The sequence below is a fragment of the Sphingopyxis panaciterrae genome, from assembly GCF_011762125.1.
Classification (GTDB): Bacteria; Pseudomonadota; Alphaproteobacteria; order Sphingomonadales; family Sphingomonadaceae; genus Sphingopyxis; species Sphingopyxis panaciterrae.
Genome location: NZ_JAASQN010000004.1, coordinates 321,203 through 344,075 on the forward strand (window position 1 = coordinate 321,203; position 22,873 = coordinate 344,075).

Sequence of the window (22,873 nt, forward strand, 5' to 3'; positions counted from 1 at the left end):
TGCCGGCAATGATCTGTCCGGGCTTCAGAACCTGATACGGCCCTCGATGCCGAAGGTCCGCGGATTAAGCACCGCCCGTGAGTAATAACGCACCGCGAAACCATCGTTTACGCCAATGCGCGAGCGATCGGCGCCGATCGATACGACGGCATATTTGTCGAAGATGTTATTGGCCCATAGCGAAAGATCGTATGTCTCCGTGCTGTAGGTGAGCGACGCGCGATGCGTGACATAGCTTGGAATGATTTCGCCATCGGTTCGCTCATAGCCGAGGCGCGAGACAATATTGCCCCGATATACGGCGGTCCAGTTTCCGATCAACCGTGCGTCGCCAAGCGGCTGCGTATAGGTCCCGCCCAAGCTGCCCGAATTCCTGGCGGAGCCCGGCAGACGGTCTCCCGACAAGGCGTCGAGCGCCACCACAGGCGACGAATAGTCGCCAGGCACGGTGCGAACGCTGATGATACCCGGCGCGTCGGATGTCAGTTTGGCGTCCACATGGGAATAGCTGCCCTGCACGCTCAGATCGCGCGTCGGGCGAGCCGTGAAAGACGCTTCGAAGCCCTGCGAGCGCGCCGAGCCGCCATTGCCCGTGATGCCGACCGCGCCGTAAGTCGTTTCCGTGCCGAGCTGCAGCCCGCTCCAGTTTATGCGGAAAACATCGAAGTGAAAATTGAGCTTCCGATCAAGCAGCTCGCCCCGCACGCCCACTTCGATATTTTTCGTCGTGTCGGGTCCGTATTGCAGTTCATCGGGTAGCGCGCAGGCGTTCTGCTGATCCGGCGGCACGGGATTCGGACAAGGCGCGACATAGTTCGGACCGCCGATGCGATAGCCTTTGCTGTACGTCGCATAGATCATCAGTTCGGGCGTGATCTTGTAGGAGCTGTTCAGCTTCCACACCCAGCCCGACTTGCCGGCCTTTCCGCCTTCCTGCGGGAGTTCGTTCGGATCGAGCGGGTCGCCAAGCAGCGGCAGCACGATCGCGCCGGCCAATTGCGACGTATATTTGAAGTAGCGCCCTCCGGCCGTCACCTGCCAGGCAGGCGTCACCTGGTATGTGACCTCACCAAAGGCGGCTTTTTCGGTCACCTTGCCGCGCGTGATGCTGGCATATTCGATGTCGTCGGGGTTGGTGTCGGCGACCCCGTAGAACTCGGCCAGACCCGGGGCGATTTCGACATAAGGATAGGCCGCAGTCGTCTTGTTGTAGAAGCCGCCGATGGTCCAGCTAAACGGTCCGCCGTGACGCGAGACCAATCGGATTTCGTCATTATATTGTTCGGTATTGTTATCGCGAACAAGATAGGCGGAAAATGCCGGAAACGCTTCATAGCCCAAATCGAGATCGAGCAGCTGGTCGGTCTGATCCTTTACCTCGCGGACTTTTCTGTTCGTATAGGCGGTCGTCGCCACAAGATCGGCCACGTCCCACAGATTGGCATTGAGCTCAAGGCTGACCAGATGCGCATGGCGCCGATGCGGCTCCACGTACCGCGATGCATTTTCGTAACGACCGGTCCCCAGCACACCGGCGCTGTTCGACTGCCGGCCGTCGGTTCGCGTTTGCTGGTAGACGTAGGTAAGGATCGCTTTGACGTTCGGGTTATACTGGAGGAGGAGCTGATTGCGCGTCGTGTAGGTGCGTTCGAAATTAACGTCCTTCACCTTCCGCAAATTGCCGTCGTAATCGGGGCCGATCGCGTTATCCACGCCTCCCGCTTGCGGAAGCGAAACTCCCGGTTCCTGCAGGACCAGCGGATAGTCGATGAAGCCCGGATCGAAATAATAGCCCGAGGCGGTCCGGAACGCGACATGATCGCGCACGATCGGAATATTGAGCATGAAATCGCCCTGGAAGCCGATGTCGCCCGAATGGTCTTTTCCATAGACGCGCGCATGAACCTCCGCCTCGAAACTGTTCGGATCGGGGCGTTTCGGGATGTAGCGGATCGCGCCGGCGAGCGTGCCGACGCCGTAGAGCGTCCCCTGCGGCCCCAGCAGCGTTTCCACCCGCTCAAGATCGAGCAGCTTGAAATCATAATAGAGCGGAACTTCGCCCAGATAGATGCCGAGCGTGTTATCGCCGTCGGAACCACTGTCGCCGGTATCGTCCGCACTGATACCCCGCAGGACAATCGTGCCGGTCGATGTCGGTCCGGTGTCGCTGATGGTGATACCGGGGGTGAAGTCTGCAATGTCGCGCACGTCGTCAATGCGCTGCTTGGCAAGCATGTCGGCGGACAGGGCGCTGATGTTGATCGGCGTATCCTGGAGCGTGGTGGTGCGCCGGGTCGCGGTTACGACGATGTCCTCGGAATCCGTAAGCGTGTCGGCCTGTTGCGCCCCAGCGCCCGTGGTCAGCATGAGGCCAGTCAGGAACGTCGCCGATTTCAGCGTGATCTTGCGTTTCATGTTCATCTTTATTCCGCCTCCCATGAGCGTATTTTTCGGTCGCTCGCTTCTGCGAGTCGCTTCGGACTTCGAAGATCAGTCGGGTCGCCCGTCAGGCGCCGTCCACGGCGTCGATTTGCCGCGGCGCAGGACGCGTCCGGGCCGTTTCCCCGTTGCCTTGCCATCGACGAAACACAGGACGCCATTCACCCAGACCCGCCGCATGCCCGTGGCGATGGCGGTCGGATGGTCGGTTGTCGCATTGTCGCGGATGGTGTCGGGATCGAACAGAATGAGGTCGGCCGACGCGCCGACACGAATCTCCCCGCGATCCGCGATGCCCATGTGCGATGCAGACAAGGAACTCATCTTCCTGACCGCCTCACCGAGCGGGAGCAGCTTTTTTTCCCGCACATACATCCGCAATATCTTTGCGAAAGGCCCCGCACCGCGCGGATGCAAATCCTCGAACGTGCCGTCCGAAGAGATGTTGGCGTTGGACCATCGGATCAGTTTGGCGATGTCGCGCTCGTCCATGCTGGTCCCGATGACGCTGATGTCGCCGCCTTTGGCGCGGGCAGCCTGGATGAGCGAGATGACGGTGGTGACGGGGTCCGATCCTCGCTCGGTCGCAATCTGGGCGACGGTCTTTCCGACATGCGACGCGTCGCCGTCATCGGCTGAAATCAGCAGACCTTCGGGGGGAGCGAGGTGCTTCAGGACAAATTCCGCGGTCGCGCGATTGTCGAAGTCGCGTTCCGGCCACAGGACGGTGAGCGTGGTCTGCCAATAGGGGTAAGGGTAGATATCAAGGGATGCATCGATCCCTTCGGCGCGCGCCGCGTCCAGCTTTGCCAGAAAGCGGTCGGCCTGCCCCCACCAGTCGGTCATGCCGAGCTTGGCATGGCTCACCTGAACCGGCATGTGCGTTTCGCGGCCAATCGCGATGAGTTCGTCGAGCGCCGCCCAGAGTTCGCGATCCTCGCTGCGCATGTGGCTGATGTACCGCCCGCCGAATTTGGCGGCTTCGGATGCCAAAGCGATCACTTCGGCGTGCGAGGAATATATCGCCGGGTCATATTCCAGCCCGGTCGAGAGGCCGAGCGCGCCGGCGCGCATGTCGGCGTCGAGCAAGGCGCGCATGCGGTCTATCTCGGCGGGCGTCGCCTCGCGTTTATAGTCCGGACCGAGAACCTCGCCCCTCAGCGTGCCATGACCCGAATAGGAAGCGATATTGACGGCAGCGGGATGCGCCTGGCGTTCGGCGAACAGCTTCGCGACGGGGAAGGTAGAGCCGCCGTCCTGCCCGACGACGATCGTCGTCACGCCCTGGGCAAGCAACTGCGTCGCGTCGAGATGCTTGCCGAGCTTCTCATCATGATGGCTATGCGTGTCGATGAAACCCGGCGCGAGAACGAGCCCGCGACCATCGACGACGACCTCCCCTTTCCGGGGGGTTAGCGTCCCGACTGCGACAATGCGGTCGCCGTCTATCCGGACGTCGCCAGAAGTCGTTTCGATATCACGGCCGTTCACGATCGTTGCGGATCGGATCAGGGTCGAGGCGTAGCAATTGGTTGCCGTGGATACGGCGAGGCCCAATGCAAAGAGAGTCGTCCAGCGCATCGGGCATATTTAAATTATTGACTTTTTGCAGTCAACGTAAAAAAGTTTACATAGAAAGGATAACCTGTTGCATTGTCGCTTTCGCCTGGATTCCGTCCTTATGGCCGACCAGCCACCGCTTTTCATGGTTCATTTCTGACAAGGAAATTTGCATGGATAAAACAGGATACAGGTCTATCGAACGCGCCGTTCGAAATATGTGGCGCTCGACGGTGCGCCCGTCGGATTGCCGCCTGGAAGGAAACGCCGTGCTGAAGATGCCTTGGTCGCGCCATGTCGAAAATAATGCGGGGCGGCTGCCGTGCACCGGTGGCGGAATCGACGCGGCTTCGGTAAGCTCCATGCCATGATCACAAAAGGCGGCGCTGGCCTGACAGAAATGATCGAAGACAAGATCGCGACGCTGAGCGACGCCGAGCGTGTCGTGGCCAATTTCCTCTTGTCCGATCGCCAGAATATTCCGTTCGAGACGGCAGTCTCGGTTGCCAAGAAGGTCGGCGTGAGCTCGGTGACCGTCGGGCGCTTCTGCCAACGTATCGGCTTTCGGAACTTTCGCGAACTGAAAGCCGCGCTTCGCTACGATATCGGATCCGAGCCTTGGCCGTCATCCACGCCCCGCGGGTCCGCAGGCGGCAACGAGGGCCTGCTGAAGCGCGACCGCGAGATGACGATTGCGGCGATCAGCGAGGTATATCAGTTAGCGGGTACAGCGGAATGGAACGCGATCGTCAGCCTCCTCGATTCGAGTGAGGAGGTGCTCGTGGCAGGCTTTCAGACCGAGCGCGGTATCGCCGAACATTTTGCGCATACGCTGCAATATGTCAGGCCGGGCGTAAGGATGGCCGACCTGGCCGCTGGCAGTTTCGCCGACATACTGACCGAAAATGGTCGCGGCAAATGCGTCGTCATCGTGGAGATACGCCGATACTCCCGGCAGGCGAAGCTGCTCGCCGAGCGCGCCGCCGCGGCGGGTTTCACCATCGTCATCGTGACCGACAAATTTTGCCACTGGGCGAAGGAATACACCCCGCACGTGCTCGCGCTGCCCGATGAAAGCGCCCTGTTTTTTGCGACGCTCGTCCCCATGGTCGCAGCGCTGACGCTCTTGGTCCAAGAGGTCGTGCTTCGCCGCGGAGACGCTGCCAAACCACGGCTTGATCTCATTTCCGAGCTCTATCAGGAGTTCACGGGCCACGTCGGCCAACGGCGCACCCGGACCAACAGGGATGACCCCCAGGCATCGGTTTAGCGACTAAAACGGTGTAAAGCCCCCCGCGCCGCAAAATTGGCGTGCCAGCGCTTCCGCAGTTGGTCCCGGAAAAACTGCTCCGGACCCTTTGCTGCGCCATGCGTCAAATCTTCGCCTATCGGATGGCCCGGCATTGAAGGGCCCGTTCGCGCGTCTGGCGCGACGTCGGCCTCGCGATGGCGCGCGCGCGGCACGCCATTTTTTCCAAAACCATTGACGCGTCCTTTTGTGCATTATAATGCCTATATAGACGCAATTTACTGCGCATTTCCCCTGCTGTCTTTGGGATTGGGAGATTTCCATGATGAGGCTTCCGCTCATACTCGATGATGCGGCCGTTGCGACGGCGCTGAAAATGGTCGACGTCCGCGCCGAGCTCGCGGCAATGTTTGCGGGCCTTGCGGAGGGACGCGCCGTGCAGCCGCCCCAGACCCTGGCGATGTTTCCGGACGGCATGGGCGACTTCATCACCTATCTGGGCGCCTTTTCGGACCGTGCGGTGTTCGGTGCGAAGCTCTCGCCCTATGTGGTGCACGAAAGCGGAGCGCTGGTGACCGCCTGGACGGTGATCCTGTCGATGGAGACAGGCCAGCCGCTGTTGCTATGCGATGCCAAGCGGCTGACTACCGAACGAACCGCCGGCACGACCGCTCTGGCGGTCGATCTGCTGGCCCCGCGAGGCGCTCGCGAACTCGTCGTCATCGGGACGGGTCCGGTCGGCCTTGCCCATCTGCGCCATGTCGCATCCTTGCGCGAGTGGACGAAAGTGACACTCTGCTCGCCCGGCGCGGCGCGCAGATCCGATCTGCCCGACAGGCTCGATAGCGGCTGTCCAATTGCCATAGCCAGCGATGCCGGTCGCGCTGTTGCCAGCGCCGATGTCGTGTTGCTCTGCACGTCGTCGGGCCTGCCCGTGCTCGATGTCAAAAAGACCAAGGCGGACGCGCTGATAACATCCATCAGTACCAACGCCCCCGATGCGCACGAGATCGATCCCGTCATGCTGCGCGAGATGGACGTTTATTGCGACTACGCCCCGACCGCGCCGCTCGCAGCGGGTGAGATGAAGCTCGCCATGGCGCGAGGCATCTGGTCGCCCGATGAGCTGAAGGGCGACCTGCCTGCCCTTGCTGTCGGCAGTGCGCCCCCGCCGACCAGCGGCAGGCGCTGTTTTTTTCGTTCGATAGGTCTTGGCCTTGAAGATGTCATTCTCGCCGACGCGGTCCGCCGTGCAGTCATGAAGGAACCCAAATCGTGAAAATACGTGAATTTGCCGTCGAAATGTGGATGAACAAATATGAACTGCAGTGCGAACTCAACCTTGCGGAGACGTGCGTTGAATCGCTGACGGTCGCCGAACTCCTCGCTATGACCGGACGGACCGACACCCTCTTGTCCGAACTCTTGCCGATGAAGCTGACCTATGGCGCGATCGAAGGCAGCGACCGGCTGCGCGGCCTGATCGCCGGCATGTTCCTGAATGCGACACGCGAGAATGTGCTGGTGACGCACGGCGCGATCGGCGCCAACGCGCTCGTCCACCAGACATTGGTCGAGCCGGGCGACCGCGTCATCTCGGTCCTGCCGACCTACCAGCAACATTATTCGATTCCCGAAAGCTATGGCGCTGACGTCCAGATCCTGCGCCTGCGCGAGGAGAACGGCTTCCTGCCCGATCTCGACGAGCTGCGTGCGCTGGCGACACCGGGCACCCGCCTCATCGCGATCAACAACCCGAACAATCCCACCGGCTCGGTCATGGATCGCGCCATGCTCGAAGAGATCGTCGCAATCGCCCGCGAATGCGGCGCCTGGCTCCTGTGTGACGAGGTCTATCGCGGCACCGGTCAGGATGGCGACGGCATGACGGTGTCGATATTCGACCTTTACGAGCGCGGGATCAGCACCGGCAGCATGTCGAAATCCTTTTCGCTGGCGGGACTGCGGCTCGGCTGGATCGTGGCGCCCGTCGACCTTGTCCACCCGATCACGGTTCACCGGGACTATAATACGATCAGTGTCGGAATGATCGATGATCATCTCGCCGCCATCGCGCTCGAACGGAGCGGCACCATATTGGGCCGCTCGCGCGCCATCAGCCGCACGAACCTCGCGATCCTTTCTGCCTGGGTGGAGGATGAACCGTGCATCGACTGGATCAAGCCGCGCGGCGGGACCACGGCGATGCTCAAATACGACCTGCCTATTGCCTCGGAAGCCCTCTGCCTCGATCTGCTTCGGAAGACAGGTGTCATGCTGACGCCGGGTAGCGCTTTCGACATGGAAGGCTATGTCCGGATCGGATATTGCAACAACGAGCTTGTATTGCGGGAAGGACTAGCGCGCATGTCGGATTATCTCGCACAGGCGACCGGTCCCGCCGATGGATGACGCACGAACGGCGACGGGGGAACGCGACGATGTGCTCGCCCATGTTTCGAGCAATCTCCGCCGGCTGCGCCGGACGTCCGGACTGAGTCAGGAAGCTCTCGCCAAGGCATCAGGATTGAGCCGGCGCATGATCGTCAACCTCGAGAGCGGCGACACCAACATCAGCCTTTCAAGCCTCGACAGGCTAGCCGACGCGCTCGGGGTCGATTTCGTGGCGATGATCGCCGGCCCCGCGGCCAGCAGCCAGCGCATTGACGCCGTTGGCTGGCGCGGCGTCGGACCGGACAGCAAGGGCGTTCTGCTGGGCAGCGCGCCCGCTGCACGCGAAGCGCAGCTCTGGCACTGGTCGCTCGCCGTCGGCGAACGCTATCAGGCGGAACCCGATCCAGCCGGATGGCATGAGATGATATCCGTTGCGGAAGGGCGGCTGCGGATTGAAAAGCAGGACGGCGTCGTCACCGTGGAGGCGGGCGACTTCGCCATTTACAGCAGCGCGCAAAACTACGCCTATGCCAATGCGGGAGACACCAAGGTCCGCTTCCTGCGCGTCGTCGTGAGCTGAGCGAGGGCTGCGTCGCGACCATTTTTCCAAGCACAAAGCGATTTGCCGATGCAAACCATCCAATCCGTTTTGACCGGCATCATCGGCACCATCGGCGAGCGTGATTTTGCAACGAACGTGGCCGACGCCCTGTGCCGCTTTGCCGGGTTCGACCTGGCCGCAATCATCGTCCACCGATCGGGGAATCATTCCGCCATCCTGTTCGAAAATTTCGGCGCGATCGGCCACCGGCCCGGCCTGGAGACATATGCGCGGGAGACGTACGGCTTCAATCCGATGCTCGGCGGGGTGCGCAACCGCGCGGTGCGGGCGAGGGACTATCGTCGCCCGCCGGCAAATATTCCGGAGTCCATATGCCCGCACCTGCTCCCGGCACCGCGGGAGGAATTGGGTTTTCGCACGATAGGATGGCCCGAGCGGCTGGAAGAAATCGGCCTCTATTTTCCGGGCGGGGAAGGAATGGTCGAGATCGGCCTCTACCGCGAGCGCGCACGCCGGCCAGCGCCCGTTCAGGTGATGCGCGCATTGAACGATCTCACCCATCCGGTTCGTGCCGCATTCGAACGTCACCGGGCGCTCGGGTCAGTACGGCGACCGGCGACGGGAGCGGTGCGGTCCATACCGCCCTCCGCTCTGACGGCCCGTGAAAACGAGATTTGCGAGCTTCTGCTGGCGGGCTGTTCCAGCGACGCGATCGCCCTGCGGCTGTCGCTCAGCCGCCACACGGTCAAGGACCATCGCAAGAATATCTTCCGGAAACTTGCGATCACCTCCCTGGCGGAATTGTTCGCGCTCGCGCGATGACCCCACGCCGGGGGAGGGGCTGGGGTGGCAGCCTGCCCGGCATTTCGGCGATCACATTCGCGACCGGCAAAATAGACGCCGCCTATCGGCGGCTTTCCACGGCTAGCTTCTCAAGATATGCGCAAAACATCTCCGCCATGGAACGAGCATAGGCGGCAATCTCCGTCTCGGTGCGCGGCGTTTCCGAGAAGCGCTTTCCAACGGCGCCAAGTGTCGTTTCGATGAGGTCGACGGCCATGTCGCGCGCCGCTTCGGCGGTATCCGGCAGCAATTCGAGCATGAACGTCTGGAAGATGGAATCGCCTGCCCTGCGCGCCTCGCGCGCCTCCGGAGCGTCGCGATATAACGGCGCTGCATCGTCGAGCGCCGCACGCATGTCCGCTTCTTCGCATTCGGAGCGCACGAACGCATAGACGAGCGCCCGCAATCGATCGAGCGGAAGCATGCCGCGATCCTCGAGGATCGAGCGCAGCAGTGCGGTCGTCTCACGCCATTCGTCGCTCTGAAGCCGAAAGAGGATCGCCGCCTTGTTGGGAAAATATTGATAGAGGGACCCGACGCTCACCCCGGCCTTCTCGGCGACGCGGGCGGTCGTAAAACGGTGCGCTCCTTCCCGCGCCAGAACCTGAGTGGCGGCTTCCAATATCACCGCGACAAGCTCGCTCGACCGGGCCTGCTTGGGTTGTTTCCGGGCAGAAATGGAGGGCTTTCGAGCTTTGGTCATCATAGGTCCGGCAATGAAAACAGGAAAGACGACGAATCAATCGTATTTTTGATGCGGCGTAAACCGGAATTTGGAAAACCTGGAGACGACCGGTTTGAAGCAGGTTGCCAATTGCCGCTCAGGCAAGTTCGACGAGGCCCCGCTCGACACCTCTAACGAGAATGATCTTCATCATGCGATCGACGCCGACGAACGCGACGGGGTCAGGGTCAGGACCCTAAGCGACATTCTGAAATCCCTGCATGACGCAAAGCGAGGCGGCCTTGTCGAGCACCGATCGCCCGAAAAGACTGGCGGCGAGATCGACAAGCAGCCGTGCGCTGCGACCGCGATCATCGAGAAACGGATTAAGTTCGCCAAGATCCATCGACGTGGTGAGGCCAGACTCGCAGAGCATTTCCATAATCAGATGGGCCTCCCGAAGATTGGCGCCCCCGCTTACCGTGGTGCCCACGCCGGGCGCGATGGACGGGTCAAGAAAGTCGACGTCGAGGCTGACGTGGAGCATCGCATTCAGACGCCCGACCTGGGCCAATATGCGCTGCATGATGGCAGCGACGCCAAACTCGTCGACCGCTCTCATGTCGAAGACATGGATCCCGCGCGCGGCGAGCAACTCACGCTCGACGGCGTCGACGGACCGAATTCCGACCATGAAGACATTGCCCGGATCGACGATTGGCCTTTCGGCAGGCAATATGCCTTCGAAACCGGGCTCGCCGCAGTAGAATGCCACGGGCATCCCGTGCATGTTACCAGATTCCGACGTCATCGGCGTGTTGAAGTCGGCGTGGGCATCGAGCCATAAGACGCAAAGCGGGCGCCCCTCATCATGCGCGTGGCGCGCCGCACCCGCCACCGTTCCCATCGCCAGTGCGTGATCGCCGCCCATAAAAACAGGCAGTCGGCCATTCTTCAAAATATGATGCGCGGCCTCTTCCAGGATGCGGGTCCAGCCAATCACATTTTCCGCGTTCCGTGCGGCTCCCCGCAGACTGATGTTACCAACCGGCGTAGCGACGGCATCGCCGTAATCCTCCACATCATGGCCTAGCGCAACGAGCGCTGCCTTTAGGCCTGCAATCCGCAAGGCAGCTGGCCCCATCGCACAGCCCGGCAGTCCGGCTCCCAGCTCGACCGGCGCGCCCACCAGCGTAATCCGCTGCGCTATCATATATGTTCCTCCCAAAAGACTTGCCTCTAAGCGTGGGGTTTTGCGGTGTGAGCGTAAAGCCGGAAAAATGACGGAAAGCTTGGCTGGAATATGCATTCTGCTAATGATGATTTATCATTTTGCTCGCCGATGGATCGATTGATGGATGAACTTGATCAGCAGCTTCTGAGGTATCTGAGGCGCGATGCACGCTTGCCGATCGCCAGCCTGGCCAATGCGACAAATGTCGCTCGAGCCACCGTCAAGAGCCGTATCGACCGCCTCGTGCACTCGGGCCTGATCAAGAGCTTCACCATCGAAATGGGCGCAGAGTTTCGCAATGCCACCGTGCGAGCGCTCGTGCAGGTGGAGATACAGGGGCGAATGGCGGACCATGTCACGCAGCAATTGCTCCGCATTACCGAAGTGCAAACAGTTCACAGCACCAACGGACGGTGGGATTTGATTGCCGAACTCGAAGCCTCGGATTTGCGCTCGTTCGACGAAGTTCTTCGTCGCATAAGGCTGATCGACGGCGTCAATCTGACCGAGAGCAATATCTTGCTGTCGAGTCGAAAATCGCCGGTCATATGAGCGATGCCGTCACGGTCGACCCCGCCGCGGCATAGCTCTGTCGTCCGGGCCCAAGGTGGCCGGAACGCCCGGAGGAAAGCCTTCCCATCCGGCGTGAAATGGCATCACGAGTCGATGGAAAAAGGCGCGAATCCACCCTGTCCCGGTGATCGCGCTGGAAGATCGGGACGCAGCCGCGTAAGGGCGCCCGATGCGGATCGCGATCATCGACACCAGCACGACGCGCGCGGCCATCATCTCCGATGGCCTGCGCGAGGCCGGACTCGACGACCTTGTGCTGATCGATCCCGCCGGTCCGCTCGTCGCACAGGTCGAGACGGCGCGGCCCGAAGTCGTGCTGATCAACCTCGAAAATCCGAGCCGCGACCTGCTCGAGGATTTTTTCGCCATGTCGCGCGCACTCGCCCGTCCTATCGCGATGTTCGTCGACCAGAGCGATGCCGAAGCGACCGGTGCGGCGATCGATGCCGGGGTGTCGGCCTATGTCGTCGATGGGCTGTCGAAACAGCGGATCAAGCCGGTGATCGAGCTTGCCATCCGGCGCTTCCAGGCCTTCTCGACCCTCCAGCGCGAGCTCGACGAGGCCAAGAATGCGCTCGCCGAACGCGCGACGATCGACCGCGCGAAAGCCATTTTGATGAAACGGCGGCAGATCGACGAGCCCGCCGCCTATGCGCTGCTCCGCGGCCAGGCGATGCGCACCAATCGCCGGATCGGCGAAATCGCCGAGGCCATCGTCACGAGCGACGCCTTGCTGGGAGACATGGAATGACCGAGAGCTTCCGCATCGGCTTCCTGCCGCTGGTCGATGCCGCGCTTCCGATCCTGGCGCATGAGCTCGGCTTTGCCGCGCGCGAGGGCATCGCAATCGAACTGATACGCGACATGACGTGGGCGACGGTGCGCGATCGCTTGCTCTATGGCCATACCGACGCCGCGCACCTCATCGCGCCGCTGGCGATCGCGACCGCGCTCGGGCGCGATCGGCCGCCGGTCGCGATGGCGGTCCCTTTCGTGCTCGGGCTCAACGGCAATGCGGTGACCTTTTCCATCGCGCTCGCCGGCGCGGTCGGACTGGGCGCGACGCTCGGCGACCCGGCCGCCATCGGCGCGGCGCTGCGCGACGTGGCGGCGGCGCGCCGGGGGGCAGGCAAGCCGCTGCGCTTCGGCGTCGTCCATCGCTATTCGAGCCACAATTACATGCTTCGCTACTGGCTCGCGGGGGTCGGCATCCGGCCCGATCATGACGTCGAAATCGTCGTGACCAGCCCGCCCTTCGCCGCCGACGCGCTGGCGGCAGGCGAGGTCGACGGCATTTGCGTCGGCGAGCCGTGGAACTCCATCGCGGTCGATCGCGGCGTCGGCCAGATCGCGCTGGCGACCGCCCAGATCTGGCGGCGCGGGGTCGAAAAGATCCTCGCGATGCGCGAAGCGGTCGCGGGCGAACGGCAGGGCGCGGTCGAGGCGCTCGTTCGCGCGCTGCACGCCGCGGCAGCGCATTTCGTGATGCCCGAAGCGGCGGAGGAAAGCGCCGCGATATTGGCGCGGCCCGAATATCTGGGCGCGCCGCACGACGCGGTGCTGCGCGCGATCACCGATCGCATCCGCGTCGTCCCCGGCGGCGATCCGGTCCATTATCCCGACTTCATGTTCCAGTATCGCGAGGCAGCGAACTTTCCGTGGCGCAGCCAGGCCGCGTGGCTCTACGCACAGATGACCCGCTGGGACGGCACCCCCTTTTCCGAAAGCGACGCCGAGACGGCGGCGTCGGTGTTTCGTCCCGACATCTATCGCGCCGCGCTGGCGGGCACCGCCGCCCCGCTTCCCGGCGCCTCGTCGAAGCTCGAAGGCGGCCTCGACGAACCCATCGGCGCGGGCTCGGTGCAGGGCCGCCTCGTCCTCGGCAGCGACCGATTTTTCGACGGCCGCGCCTTCGACCCCGACGATATCCCAGCCTATCTCGCTGGACTGGAATGATTTTTCTGCTCCGGTAAATTTATGCTGCACCTGCGAAATAGCCCCTTGCGGGACAAGGACGAATCGGGCAGCTTACAGGCACTCGGCAAGGCTGCCGGGGCAGGATAAAGCGGCGACGGCTCCAACGAGGGGGCCGAACCGCAGGCGGACGGGAAGCCTTTTCCCGTAATCCAACAGGCAATGAAGCCGTCAGGATGCGCCCTCGTGGCCGCCGTCCTGGCGGCTTTTTTATTGCCCGTCACAAAGGGGACGGACGATGACCATGGCAAGCAAAGAGGCCCCGGCGGGCCCCACATCAAATTTCTGGGCGAGCGGGCACTGGCCGACGCTGGTCGCCGCCTTTCTCTATTTCGACCTCGCCTTCATGGTGTGGGTCATCCTCGGGCCGCTCGCCCCGACGATTTCCGACGACCTTGGACTGACCCCGGCGCAAAAGGGGCTGATGGTCGCGGTGCCGACGCTGGCGGGGGCGGTGTTGCGCGTCGTCAACGGCCTGCTCGTCGACCGGATCGGGCCGAAACGGTCGGGCGCGATCAGCCAGCTGATCGTCATCGCCGGGCTGTTCGCGGCCTGGTTCCTCGGCGTCCACAGCTTTGCCGGCACCCTCGCGCTCGGTGTCATCCTCGGCTTTGCGGGGGCGAGTTTCGCGATCGCGCTGCCGCTCGCCAGCCGCTGGTACCCGCCCGAACATCAGGGCAAGGCGATGGGGCTCGCCGGGATGGGCAATTCGGGCACCGTGCTCGCGGCGCTCTTCGCCCCGATGCTGGCCAAGCTGTTCGGCTGGAACGCCGTGCTCGGCCTCGCATGCATTCCGCTGACCATCGTCTTCCTGATCTATCTCGCGATGGCGAAGGATGCTCCGAACGTTCCGGCGCCCAAGAAGCTGATCGATTATTTCGAACCGCTGAAGACCGCCGACGCCTGGTGGCTGATGGCCTTTTATTCGGTGACCTTCGGCGGCTTCGTCGGGCTCGCCGCCTCGCTGCCGATCTATTTCACCGACCAGTTCCACCTGACCCCGGTCATGGCGGGCTATTGCACCGCGGCGTGCGTGTTTGCCGGATCGCTGGTGCGGCCGATGGGCGGCGCGCTCGCCGACCGGATCGGCGGGGTCAAGGCAATGATGATGGTGTTCGTCGTCGCGGCGCTCGCCCTTGCCGGCGTGCCGCAGGCGGCGAACCTGCCCGCCGCGCTCAGCCTGTTCGTCATCGCGATGCTCGCGCTCGGCACCGGCAACGGCGCGGTGTTCCAGCTGGTGCCGCAGCGCTTTTCAAAGGAGATCGGCGTGATGACCGGGCTGGTCGGCATGGCGGGCGGGGTCGGCGGCTTCTATCTCGCCTCCTCGCTCGGCTTCGCCAAACAGTGGGCGGGCAGCTTTGCCCCCGGCTTCTATATCTTCGCCGGGCTCGCTGTACTGGCGCTCGTCGCGCTGCTCTTCGTCAAGGGCCAGTGGCGCGCGACGTGGGGCGCCGCCGAAGGCGTGCGGATCTGACCGATGACCCGCACCCTCATCTTCTTTCTGGCGCTTGCGCCGGCCGGGGTGGCGCACGCCCAGAGCATCACCCTGAGGCCCCTCGGCGAAGCGCGGCTCCGTTATGAAAGCGTCGATCAGCAAGGCCTTGCGGCCGATGCCGATGCCCTGACCCTGCGCATCCGCGCCGGGGTCGAAGCGAATGCCGGCCCCTGGTCGGCACTGGTCGAAGGCCAGGGAACGCTGGCTATGGTCGATGATTATTTCGACGGCCTTCGCGGTCCTGCCAATCGCCCGCTGGTCGCCGATCCCGGCAATATCGCCCTCGCCCGCGCCCAGATCCGTTATGCCTCGCCCGCCTTCACGATGACAGCGGGACGGCAGCGGATCGCGCTCGACGACGAGCGTTTCGTCGGCAGCGTCGGCTTTCGCCAGAACGGCCAAAGCTTCGACGCAGTGCGCGCCGAAGTAACGCCGCTGAAAGGTGTGAAAGCCGATCTCAGCTATGCGTGGAGCGTCCGCACCATCTGGGGCATCGACGGTGCGGGTGCGCGGCAGCAGGCGGTGTCGGGCGACAATGTCTTCGGCAACCTTAGTGTCCAAACGCCCGTCGGGAAGCTCACCGCCTTTGCCTATCTGGTCGATCAGGACGAGGCCGCGGTGCAGGGTCATCGCTTGTCCAGCCAAAGCTATGGCGTGCGGCTCGACGGCGTCCGGCCGATCGGCAAGGCGAAGATCGCCTGGCAGCTCAGCTATGCGCGCCAGTCGGATTGGCATCGCAACCCGAATGATTATGCAGCGGACTATTATCTTGCCGACGTCGGTGTCGATTTCGGCGGGCCACGGCTCGGTGCGGGCTATGAAATACTCGGCGCCGGTTCGGGTGCCATCGGGGGCACAGCCCTCACCAGCTTCCAGACCCCGCTCGCCACGGGGTTCAAATTCCAGGGCTGGGCCGACAAGTTTCTGACCACTCCGCCCGACGGCGTGCGCGATCTTTATGCCAGCGCAGGCTGGGGCTGGAAGGCGATTGGGCCGCTCAAGGCCGTGACGCTGCAAGCCGCGTACCACGACTATCGCAGCGATCGCATCAGCCGCTCCTATGGCGACGAAATCGACCTGCTGGCGAGCGCCAAGCTCGGCAAATGCACCGCTTCGGCGCGCTACGCCCGTTACGAAGCCGGCGGCTTTGCGACCGACACCGACAAATATTGGCTGCAACTGGACTGGATGCTCTGATGGAACACCGCCCTCTGAAACCCGAAACCGACACGCGCGAGCATCTGGTCGTGATCGGCAACGGCATGGCCGGCTGCCGCGCGGTCGAGGAATTGCTCGCACGCGATCCGGCGCGTTATCGCATCACGATCTTCGGCGCCGAGCCGCGGGTCAATTACAACCGCATCATGCTCTCGCCGGTTCTCGCGGGCGAGAAATGTTTCGACGATATCGTGATCAACGACGCGGGCTGGTATGCCGACAACGGGATTGCGCTGGTCGCTGGCGATCCGGTCGTCGCGATCGACCGGGCTGCGAAGACCGTCGCCACGCGTGGCGGGGCCGTGGAAGCCTATGACCGGCTGCTGATCGCGACCGGCTCCGATCCCTTCATCATCCCTGTCCCCGGCAAGGATTTGCCCGGCGTCATTGCCTTTCGCGACATGGACGATGTCAGCGCGATGCTTGCGGCCGCCGATGCCGGGGGCGATGCGGTGGTGATCGGCGGCGGCCTGCTCGGGCTCGAGGCGGCGCACGGGCTCAGCCTGCGCGGGATGAAGGTCACGGTGGTCCATCTGATGCCGACCTTGATGGAACGCCAGCTCGACGAGGCAGCCGGGTGGCTGCTCAAGCAGGCGCTCGAAGCCCGCGGCCAGACGATCCTGACCGGCGCCGACACCGCCGGGATCGTCGGCGACAGCAAGGTCGAGGGGGTGAAGCTCAAGGACGGGACGCTGATCCCGGCCAGCCTTGTCGTCATGGCGGTCGGCATCCGCCCCTCGGTCGCCCTCGCCCGCGACGCCGGGCTGGCGGTCGGGCGTGGCATCCAGGTCGACGATCATATGGTGACCAGCGACCCCGAAATCCTCGCGGTCGGCGAATGCGTCGAGCACGACGGGCAGGTCTATGGCCTTGTCGCGCCGCTGTGGGACATGTGCCGCAGCCTTGCCGACGGGCTGGTCGAGCAACACACGGGCTATCGCGGCTCGGTGACCTCGACCAAGCTCAAGGTGTCGGGGATCGATGTGTTTTCGGCGGGCGATTTTTCGGGCGGCGACGGGTGCGAAGATATCGTGCTCCGGGATGCCAGCCGCGGTATCTACAAGCGCGTGATCGTCAGGAACGACCGCATCGTCGGCGCGGTGCTCTATGGCGATACCGCCGACGGCAGCTGGTATTTCGACCTGCTCAAGAAACAGGAGGATGTCTCCGGCCTCCGCGACCTCTTGATCTTCGGCCAGGCCTTCGCCGCGGGAGGCGGCGCGGCGGACCCTAAGGCAGCCGTTGCGGCGCTTTCCGACGATGCGGAAATCTGCGGCTGCAACGGCGTCACCAAGGGCCAGGTCGTGTCGTGCATCGCCAAGGGCGCGCGCAGCCTCGACACGGTGCGGGGCACCTGCAAGGCGTCGGCGAGTTGCGGCAGCTGCACCGGCCTCGTCGAAACCCTGCTCGCTCTGACACTTGGGGACGATGTGCAGAGTGGCCCGAAGACGATGTGCAAATGTACGAGCTTCGGCCATGACGACGTCCGCCGCGAGATCGTCGCACAAGCAATGCACTCGATCCCCGAGGTGATGCAGAAGCTGCACTGGACCACCCCCGACGGCTGCTCCTCATGCCGTCCCGCGCTCAATTACTATCTGCTCTGCGCGCTCCCCGGCGATTATGTCGACGACCAGCAGAGCCGCTTCGTCAACGAGCGGATGCACGCCAATATCCAGAAGGACGGCACTTACTCCGTCGTTCCGCGCATGTGGGGCGGGCTCACCAACCCGACCGAGCTGCGCGCGATCGCCGACGTCGTCGAGAAATATAACGCCCCGATGGTCAAGGTGACCGGCGGTCAGCGGCTCGACATCTTCGGGATCAGGAAGGAGGATTTGCCGGCGGTCTGGGCCGATCTCAATGCCGCCGGCATGGTCTCGGGCCACGCTTATGGCAAGTCGCTGCGCACGGTGAAGACCTGCGTCGGCTCCGAATGGTGCCGCTTCGGCACGCAGGATTCGACCGGGCTCGGCGTCAGACTCGAACGGATGAGCTGGGGCAGCTGGATGCCGCACAAATTCAAGATTGCCGTGTCGGGTTGCCCGCGCAACTGCGCCGAGGCGACGATCAAGGATTTCGGCATTGTCTGCGTCGACAGCGGTTACGAACTGCATGTCGGCGGCAACGGCGGCATCCACGTCCGCGTCACCGACCTGCTCTGCAAGGTCGCGAGCGAGCAGGAGGCGATGGAGTATTGTGCCGCCTTCATCCAGCTCTACCGCGAAGAGGCCCGCTACCTCGAGCGCACCGCGCCGTGGATCGAACGCGTCGGGCTCGCCCATATCATGGCGCGGATCGTCGATGACCCGGCAGACCGCGAGGCGCTGCGCGCGCGCTTCCTCACTTCGCAGAGCTTTTCGCAGGACGATCCCTGGGCACAGCGCGCCGAGGGGGCCGAGGCCGCACATCATGCGCCGATGGCGCGCTTCACCCCGCAGGAGGAATTGGCATGAGCGCCCCCGATTGGCTCGACATAGGCTGGGTCGACCAGATCCCGGTGCGCGGCAGCCGCACGGTGCAGGTCGCGGGAGGCGACGACATCGCCCTCTTCCGCACCGCCGAGGGCAAGGTCTTCGCGCTGCTCGACCGCTGCCCGCATAAGCATGGCCGCCTTTCGCAGGGCATCGTCCATGGCGGCGCGGTCGCCTGCCCGCTGCACAACTGGCGGATTTCGCTGTCGACCGGCGAAGCGCTCGGTGAGGACAAGGGCTGCACGCCCACGGTACCGGTCAAGATCGACGGCGGCCGCGTCCTCATCTGCCGCGCGAGCACGCTGAAGGCCGCCGCGTGATCATCGCGCATTCCCTATCCCTGTACCCCCGCGAAGGCGGGGGCCCATCACCTATTCTGTCGGCACGACGTGGACGGCGATCGGCGAATGATAGCGCAGGAGATGGGCCCCCGCCTTCGCGGGGGTACGGCAGTCTTCATAAAATGTGGCCTATATGACCGCCATCCGCACCACCTGCGCCTATTGCGGCGTCGGCTGCGGCATTCGCGCGACGGTAACGGGTGCGCGGACGGTCGAGATTGCGGGCGATCCCGACCATCCCGCTAACCGCGGCCGCCTTTGCTCGAAGGGCACGCATCTTGGCGAGACGGTCGGGCTCGAAGGCCGCCTGCTCCATCCGATGATCGGCAGCAAGCGCACAAGCTGGGACAAGGCGCTAGACCTCGTCGCGAAGAAATTCCGCGAAACGATTGCGCGCCACGGCCCGAACAGCGTCGCCTTCTACGTCTCGGGACAATTGCTCACCGAGGATTATTATGTCGCGAACAAGCTGATGAAGGGTTTCATCGGCACCGCGAACATCGACACCAATTCGCGCCTCTGCATGGCGAGCGCGGTCGCCGGGCATATGCGCGCGTTCGGCGAGGATGTCGTGCCCGCGACCTATGACGATCTCGATGCCGCCGACCTGTTCGTCCTTGTCGGATCGAACACCGCCTGGTGCCACCCGATCGTCTACCAGCGCATCCGCGCACGCTGCGAGGCGGGCGCGAAGCTCGTCGTCATCGACCCGCGCCGCACCGAGACCGCCGGGGAAGCCGACCTGCATCTGCCCATCCGGCCGGGCAGCGACGTCGCGCTGATGACCGGCCTGCTCCGGCATTGCCGCAATGCCGGCGTCGTCGACGATGCGTATCTCGCCGCCCACGTCGCCGAGCCCGAGGGCTTCTGGGATCAGCTTGGCGAGGGGAATGACCTGTGGTCGGTGGCGCGCCTTTGCGACGTCCCCGCCGCCGACCTCAGGCATTTCTACGAGCTGTTCGCGGCGACCCCGCGCACCGTCACCCTGTTCAGCCAGGGGATCAACCAGGCGACCGCCGGCACCGACCAGGTCAATGCGATCACCAACCTCCACATCGCGACGGGCCGCATCGGCAAACCCGGCGCTGCACCCTTCTCGATCACCGGCCAACCCAATGCGATGGGCGGGCGCGAGGTCGGCGGGCTTGCCTCCACCCTCGCCGCGCACATGGACTTCGCCCCCGAAAACCGCGCCCGCGTCCAGCGCTTCTGGGCCGCGCCGGCGATGGCCGAAAAGCCGGGGCTGAAGGCGGTCGATATGTTCCGCGCCGTCGGCGAGGGGCGGATCAAGGCGCTGTGGGTCATGGCGACCAACCCCGCCGTGTCGATGCCCGACGGCAATGCGGTGCGCGCGGCGCTCGCCGCCTGCCCCTTCGTCGTCGTCAGCGACGTGATCGAAAAGACCGACACCGGCGCTTTCGCCCATGTCCGCCTCCCCGCCGCCGCCTGGGGTGAAAAGGACGGCACGGTCACGGGCAGCGACCGTATGATCAGCCGTCAGCGCGCGCTGTTCCCGCTCCCCGGCGAAGCGATGCCCGACTGGTGGATCGTCAAGGAGGTCGCGCGGCGGATGGGGTGGAAAAACGCCTTCGCCTATGACCGCGCCGCCGACATCTGGCGCGAGCATTGCCGCCTGTCGACCTATGACAATGACGGCGCGCGCCTGTTCGCGCTGCCCGGCGCGGCGCAGGGCGGCAACGTCGCCTATGACATGATGGCGCCGTTCCGCTGGGGCGGCGATCATGTCTTTGCCGATGGGCGCTTCCCGACCACGGACGGGCGCGCGCGGCTTGTCCCCGTCGTGCAAAAGCCGCTGCCCGCGCCGCTCGCGAAATGGCCGTTGACGCTCAACACCGGCCGCTACCGTGACCAGTGGCACACGATGACGCGCAGCGGCCTCGCGCCGAAACTCGCGCGTCACCGCGCCGAGCCGCTGGTCGAGGTCCATCCTGATGACGCCGCGCGCCTCGACCTGACCGATGGCGGTCTCGCGCGCGTCGAGACGCCGCAGGGCAACAGCGTCTTTCGCGTCGCCTTTTCGACCGGCCAGCGCCCGGGCGAGCTGTTCGTCCCGATCCACTGGACCGACCGCACCGCAAGCGGCGGCCGCACCGGGCTGCTGTCGCGCCCGCTCGTCGATCCGGTCTCGGGCCAGCCCGGTTTCAAGCGGACCCCCGCCGCGATTGTCCCCGTCGCGGCGCAATGGCGCGGTTTCCTTTTGCTGGCAAACGAAGCGGACGAACGCCCCGCTTGCCTTTGGGCCACGCGCGTCGCGGTGCCGTCGGGTACAATGTGGGAACTCGCCGGCAATGGCGACCTCCGCCGCATCGAAGCGCTGCTCCCGCGCGGCGAGCGCATCGAAGCGCAGGACGCGGCACGCGGCACCCGCCGCATGGCCACCGTCGCGAACGGCCGCCTCGCCGGGGCGTTGTTCGTCACGACAAGCGGCGAACTGCCGCCGCGCGACTGGCTGATCGCCCAGCTTTCCGCCCCGCAGGTCGCCCCCACCCTGCTCGCCGGCCGCGCGCCGGGGGTGCAGGTCGATCGCGGCCCGATCATCTGCGCCTGCTTCGATGTCGGCCTGAAAGCCATCGTCGCCGCAATCCGCGACCAGAGCCTGACCGACGTCGCCGCGATCGGCGGCGCAATCGGCGCAGGCACCAATTGCGGGTCGTGCCGCCCGGCGCTCACCCGCATTTTGACCGAGGAGACGAGCGATGCAGCCTGACGACTTCGCGCCCGGAACGGTCTGGCTCGTCGGCGCCGGTCCCGGCGACCCCGAACTGCTGACGATGAAGGCTGTGCGCTTGATCGAACGCGCCGACATCGTCTTTTACGACGCGCTGGTCGGCGACGGCGTCCTCACGCTGATTCCCCCGCGCGCCGAACGCGTCAGTGTCGGCAAACGATCGGGGCGTCATTCGAAGGATCAACGGGCGATCGACGCACTCCTCGTCACCGCCGCGACCGCTGGCCAGCGCGTCGTCCGGCTGAAGGGCGGCGACCCATCGATGTTCGGCCGGTCGGCCGAGGAAATCGCCGCGCTCCGGCAAGCCGGCTGTGCGGTCCATGTCTGCCCCGGCATCACGACCGCGAGCGCCGCGGCGGCATCGGCGACCATCTCGCTCTCGCTGCGCGGCGTTGCCCGCGACGTCCGCTTCGTCACCGCGCACAGCCGCCGCGGCGCGGCGCTCGATCTCGACTGGCATTCGCTCGCACGCTGCGGGTCGACCTTGGCCTTTTATATGGGGCGCGATGCCGCCGCCGACATCGCGCGCGGTTTGATCGCAGCCGGCATGCCCGCCGATATGCCGGTGATGATCGCCTGCAACGTCAGCCGCGGCGACGAACAACGGCTGACGACGCGGCTCGACCTGCTGGGACTGGCGACGCGCGCACTGGCCGGTGACGCGCCAACGCTCCTGCTGGTCGGCGCCGCTATCGCTGCCGATTGCGGCGTATCGAGCGGCAAGGTTGAAAGCCGCGCCCGGGCAAAATAGAGCATGGTCGCCCCTCCGTTGAGAACGAGCCGTGCCCAATCGCGATCCGAGCCCTATGCCGCGTTGATCGCGGTTGCTTACCTTCGCCGGCGCTTTCGCGAGCGCGCTGCCTGGTGGAACAGCCCGGAAGAGCAGCGGCATCTTTGATTTGCGGCGATTTGCCGATAGCGGGCGGCAGGAAGAGACGGCGGCATTGGGGTGGGGAGCGGACGTTCAAACCCCCTCATCCGCACCCAATCTATGTCATCCCCGCGAAAGCGGGGACCCAGGGCTGCGCAATCCAGCCCTGGGTCCCCGCTTTCGCGGGGATGACACGGATAGGAAATGCAAACGTACGCAATCGGCCGAAACCC

At 64.3% G+C, this 22,873-nt stretch carries 19 protein-coding genes; 14 read left to right on the forward strand and 5 right to left on the reverse strand.

Going from position 1 to position 22,873, the window contains the following annotated elements:
• Positions 1 to 24: 24 nt before the first annotated feature.
• From FHR22_RS15690 to FHR22_RS15700, 3 genes are all read right to left on the reverse strand, one after another.
• A complete protein-coding gene (locus FHR22_RS15690) occupies positions 25 to 2,421 on the reverse strand; it encodes a TonB-dependent receptor (protein ID WP_166944513.1) in 2,397 nt (798 codons plus the stop codon).
• Positions 2,422 to 2,490: 69 nt separating this feature from the next.
• Positions 2,491 to 4,020 (reverse strand): N-acyl-D-amino-acid deacylase family protein, encoded by a 1,530-nt coding sequence (locus tag FHR22_RS15695; RefSeq protein ID WP_166944515.1) that lies wholly within the window; start codon positions 4,018 to 4,020, stop codon positions 2,491 to 2,493.
• Between the two features lie 46 nt (positions 4,021 to 4,066).
• Positions 4,067 to 4,363 carry a hypothetical protein gene (locus FHR22_RS15700; protein ID WP_166944517.1) on the reverse strand — a complete coding sequence of 99 codons (297 nt, stop codon included), beginning with the start codon at positions 4,361 to 4,363 and terminating at the stop codon, positions 4,067 to 4,069.
• A 3-nt stretch (positions 4,364 to 4,366) separates the two neighbouring features.
• Between FHR22_RS15700 and FHR22_RS15705 the strand changes: the two genes are divergently transcribed.
• The 5 genes from FHR22_RS15705 (at position 4,367) to FHR22_RS15725 (ending at position 9,026) form a co-directional block, all read left to right on the forward strand.
• Positions 4,367 to 5,269: a MurR/RpiR family transcriptional regulator gene (locus tag FHR22_RS15705; RefSeq protein ID WP_208417736.1), complete on the forward strand. Its 903-nt coding sequence runs from the start codon at positions 4,367 to 4,369 to the stop codon at positions 5,267 to 5,269.
• Between the two features lie 301 nt (positions 5,270 to 5,570).
• Positions 5,571 to 6,527, forward strand: coding sequence for an ornithine cyclodeaminase family protein (locus FHR22_RS15710; protein WP_208417737.1), 957 nt, complete (start codon positions 5,571 to 5,573; stop codon positions 6,525 to 6,527).
• Positions 6,524 to 7,660, forward strand: a complete 1,137-nt coding sequence (locus tag FHR22_RS15715; protein ID WP_166944519.1) for an aminotransferase — start codon at positions 6,524 to 6,526, stop codon at positions 7,658 to 7,660. The genes FHR22_RS15710 and FHR22_RS15715 overlap by 4 nt, the downstream gene beginning before the upstream one ends.
• The gene (locus FHR22_RS15720) at positions 7,653 to 8,222 is read left to right on the forward strand and encodes a helix-turn-helix domain-containing protein (RefSeq protein ID WP_166944521.1); all 570 of its coding nucleotides are present in this window, start codon (positions 7,653 to 7,655) and stop codon (positions 8,220 to 8,222) included. Before FHR22_RS15715 ends, FHR22_RS15720 begins: the two co-directional genes overlap by 8 nt.
• A gap of 48 nt (positions 8,223 to 8,270) precedes the next feature.
• A complete protein-coding gene (locus FHR22_RS15725) occupies positions 8,271 to 9,026 on the forward strand; it encodes a helix-turn-helix transcriptional regulator (RefSeq protein ID WP_208417738.1) in 756 nt (251 codons plus the stop codon).
• Between the two features lie 82 nt (positions 9,027 to 9,108).
• Here the strand turns inward: FHR22_RS15725 and FHR22_RS15730 are convergent, their stop codons facing one another.
• Both FHR22_RS15730 and rocF read right to left on the reverse strand, forming a co-directional pair.
• The gene (locus FHR22_RS15730) at positions 9,109 to 9,750 is read right to left on the reverse strand and encodes a TetR/AcrR family transcriptional regulator (RefSeq protein WP_166944749.1); all 642 of its coding nucleotides are present in this window, start codon (positions 9,748 to 9,750) and stop codon (positions 9,109 to 9,111) included.
• A gap of 217 nt (positions 9,751 to 9,967) precedes the next feature.
• A complete protein-coding gene (gene rocF, locus FHR22_RS15735) occupies positions 9,968 to 10,924 on the reverse strand; it encodes an arginase (RefSeq protein ID WP_166944523.1) in 957 nt (318 codons plus the stop codon).
• A 141-nt stretch (positions 10,925 to 11,065) separates the two neighbouring features.
• Here rocF and FHR22_RS15740 point away from each other — a divergent pair, with 141 nt between their 5' ends.
• The 9 genes from FHR22_RS15740 (at position 11,066) to cobA (ending at position 22,520) form a co-directional block, all read left to right on the forward strand.
• Positions 11,066 to 11,497, forward strand: coding sequence for an Lrp/AsnC family transcriptional regulator (locus FHR22_RS15740; RefSeq protein WP_166944525.1), 432 nt, complete (start codon positions 11,066 to 11,068; stop codon positions 11,495 to 11,497).
• A gap of 190 nt (positions 11,498 to 11,687) precedes the next feature.
• Complete coding sequence (locus FHR22_RS15745) at positions 11,688 to 12,269, forward strand: ANTAR domain-containing response regulator (RefSeq protein WP_166944527.1); 582 nt, start codon at positions 11,688 to 11,690, stop codon at positions 12,267 to 12,269.
• Positions 12,266 to 13,474 carry a CmpA/NrtA family ABC transporter substrate-binding protein gene (locus tag FHR22_RS15750; protein ID WP_166944529.1) on the forward strand — a complete coding sequence of 403 codons (1,209 nt, stop codon included), beginning with the start codon at positions 12,266 to 12,268 and terminating at the stop codon, positions 13,472 to 13,474. The genes FHR22_RS15745 and FHR22_RS15750 overlap by 4 nt, the downstream gene beginning before the upstream one ends.
• A 256-nt stretch (positions 13,475 to 13,730) precedes the next feature.
• Positions 13,731 to 14,966: a nitrate/nitrite transporter gene (locus FHR22_RS15755; protein ID WP_166944531.1), complete on the forward strand. Its 1,236-nt coding sequence runs from the start codon at positions 13,731 to 13,733 to the stop codon at positions 14,964 to 14,966.
• 3 nt (positions 14,967 to 14,969) lie between these two features.
• Positions 14,970 to 16,184, forward strand: coding sequence for an alginate export family protein (locus tag FHR22_RS15760; RefSeq protein WP_166944533.1), 1,215 nt, complete (start codon positions 14,970 to 14,972; stop codon positions 16,182 to 16,184).
• A complete protein-coding gene (gene nirB, locus FHR22_RS15765; protein ID WP_166944535.1) occupies positions 16,184 to 18,661 on the forward strand; it encodes a nitrite reductase large subunit NirB in 2,478 nt (825 codons plus the stop codon). The genes FHR22_RS15760 and nirB overlap by 1 nt, the downstream gene beginning before the upstream one ends.
• Positions 18,658 to 18,999 (forward strand): nitrite reductase small subunit NirD, encoded by a 342-nt coding sequence (gene nirD, locus FHR22_RS15770; RefSeq protein ID WP_166944537.1) that lies wholly within the window; start codon positions 18,658 to 18,660, stop codon positions 18,997 to 18,999. The genes nirB and nirD overlap by 4 nt, the downstream gene beginning before the upstream one ends.
• Positions 19,000 to 19,153: 154 nt before the next feature.
• Positions 19,154 to 21,748: a nitrate reductase gene (locus tag FHR22_RS15775; protein ID WP_166944540.1), complete on the forward strand. Its 2,595-nt coding sequence runs from the start codon at positions 19,154 to 19,156 to the stop codon at positions 21,746 to 21,748.
• Positions 21,738 to 22,520, forward strand: coding sequence for a uroporphyrinogen-III C-methyltransferase (gene cobA, locus FHR22_RS15780; protein ID WP_166944542.1), 783 nt, complete (start codon positions 21,738 to 21,740; stop codon positions 22,518 to 22,520). The genes FHR22_RS15775 and cobA overlap by 11 nt, the downstream gene beginning before the upstream one ends.
• Positions 22,521 to 22,873: the final 353 nt, after the last annotated feature.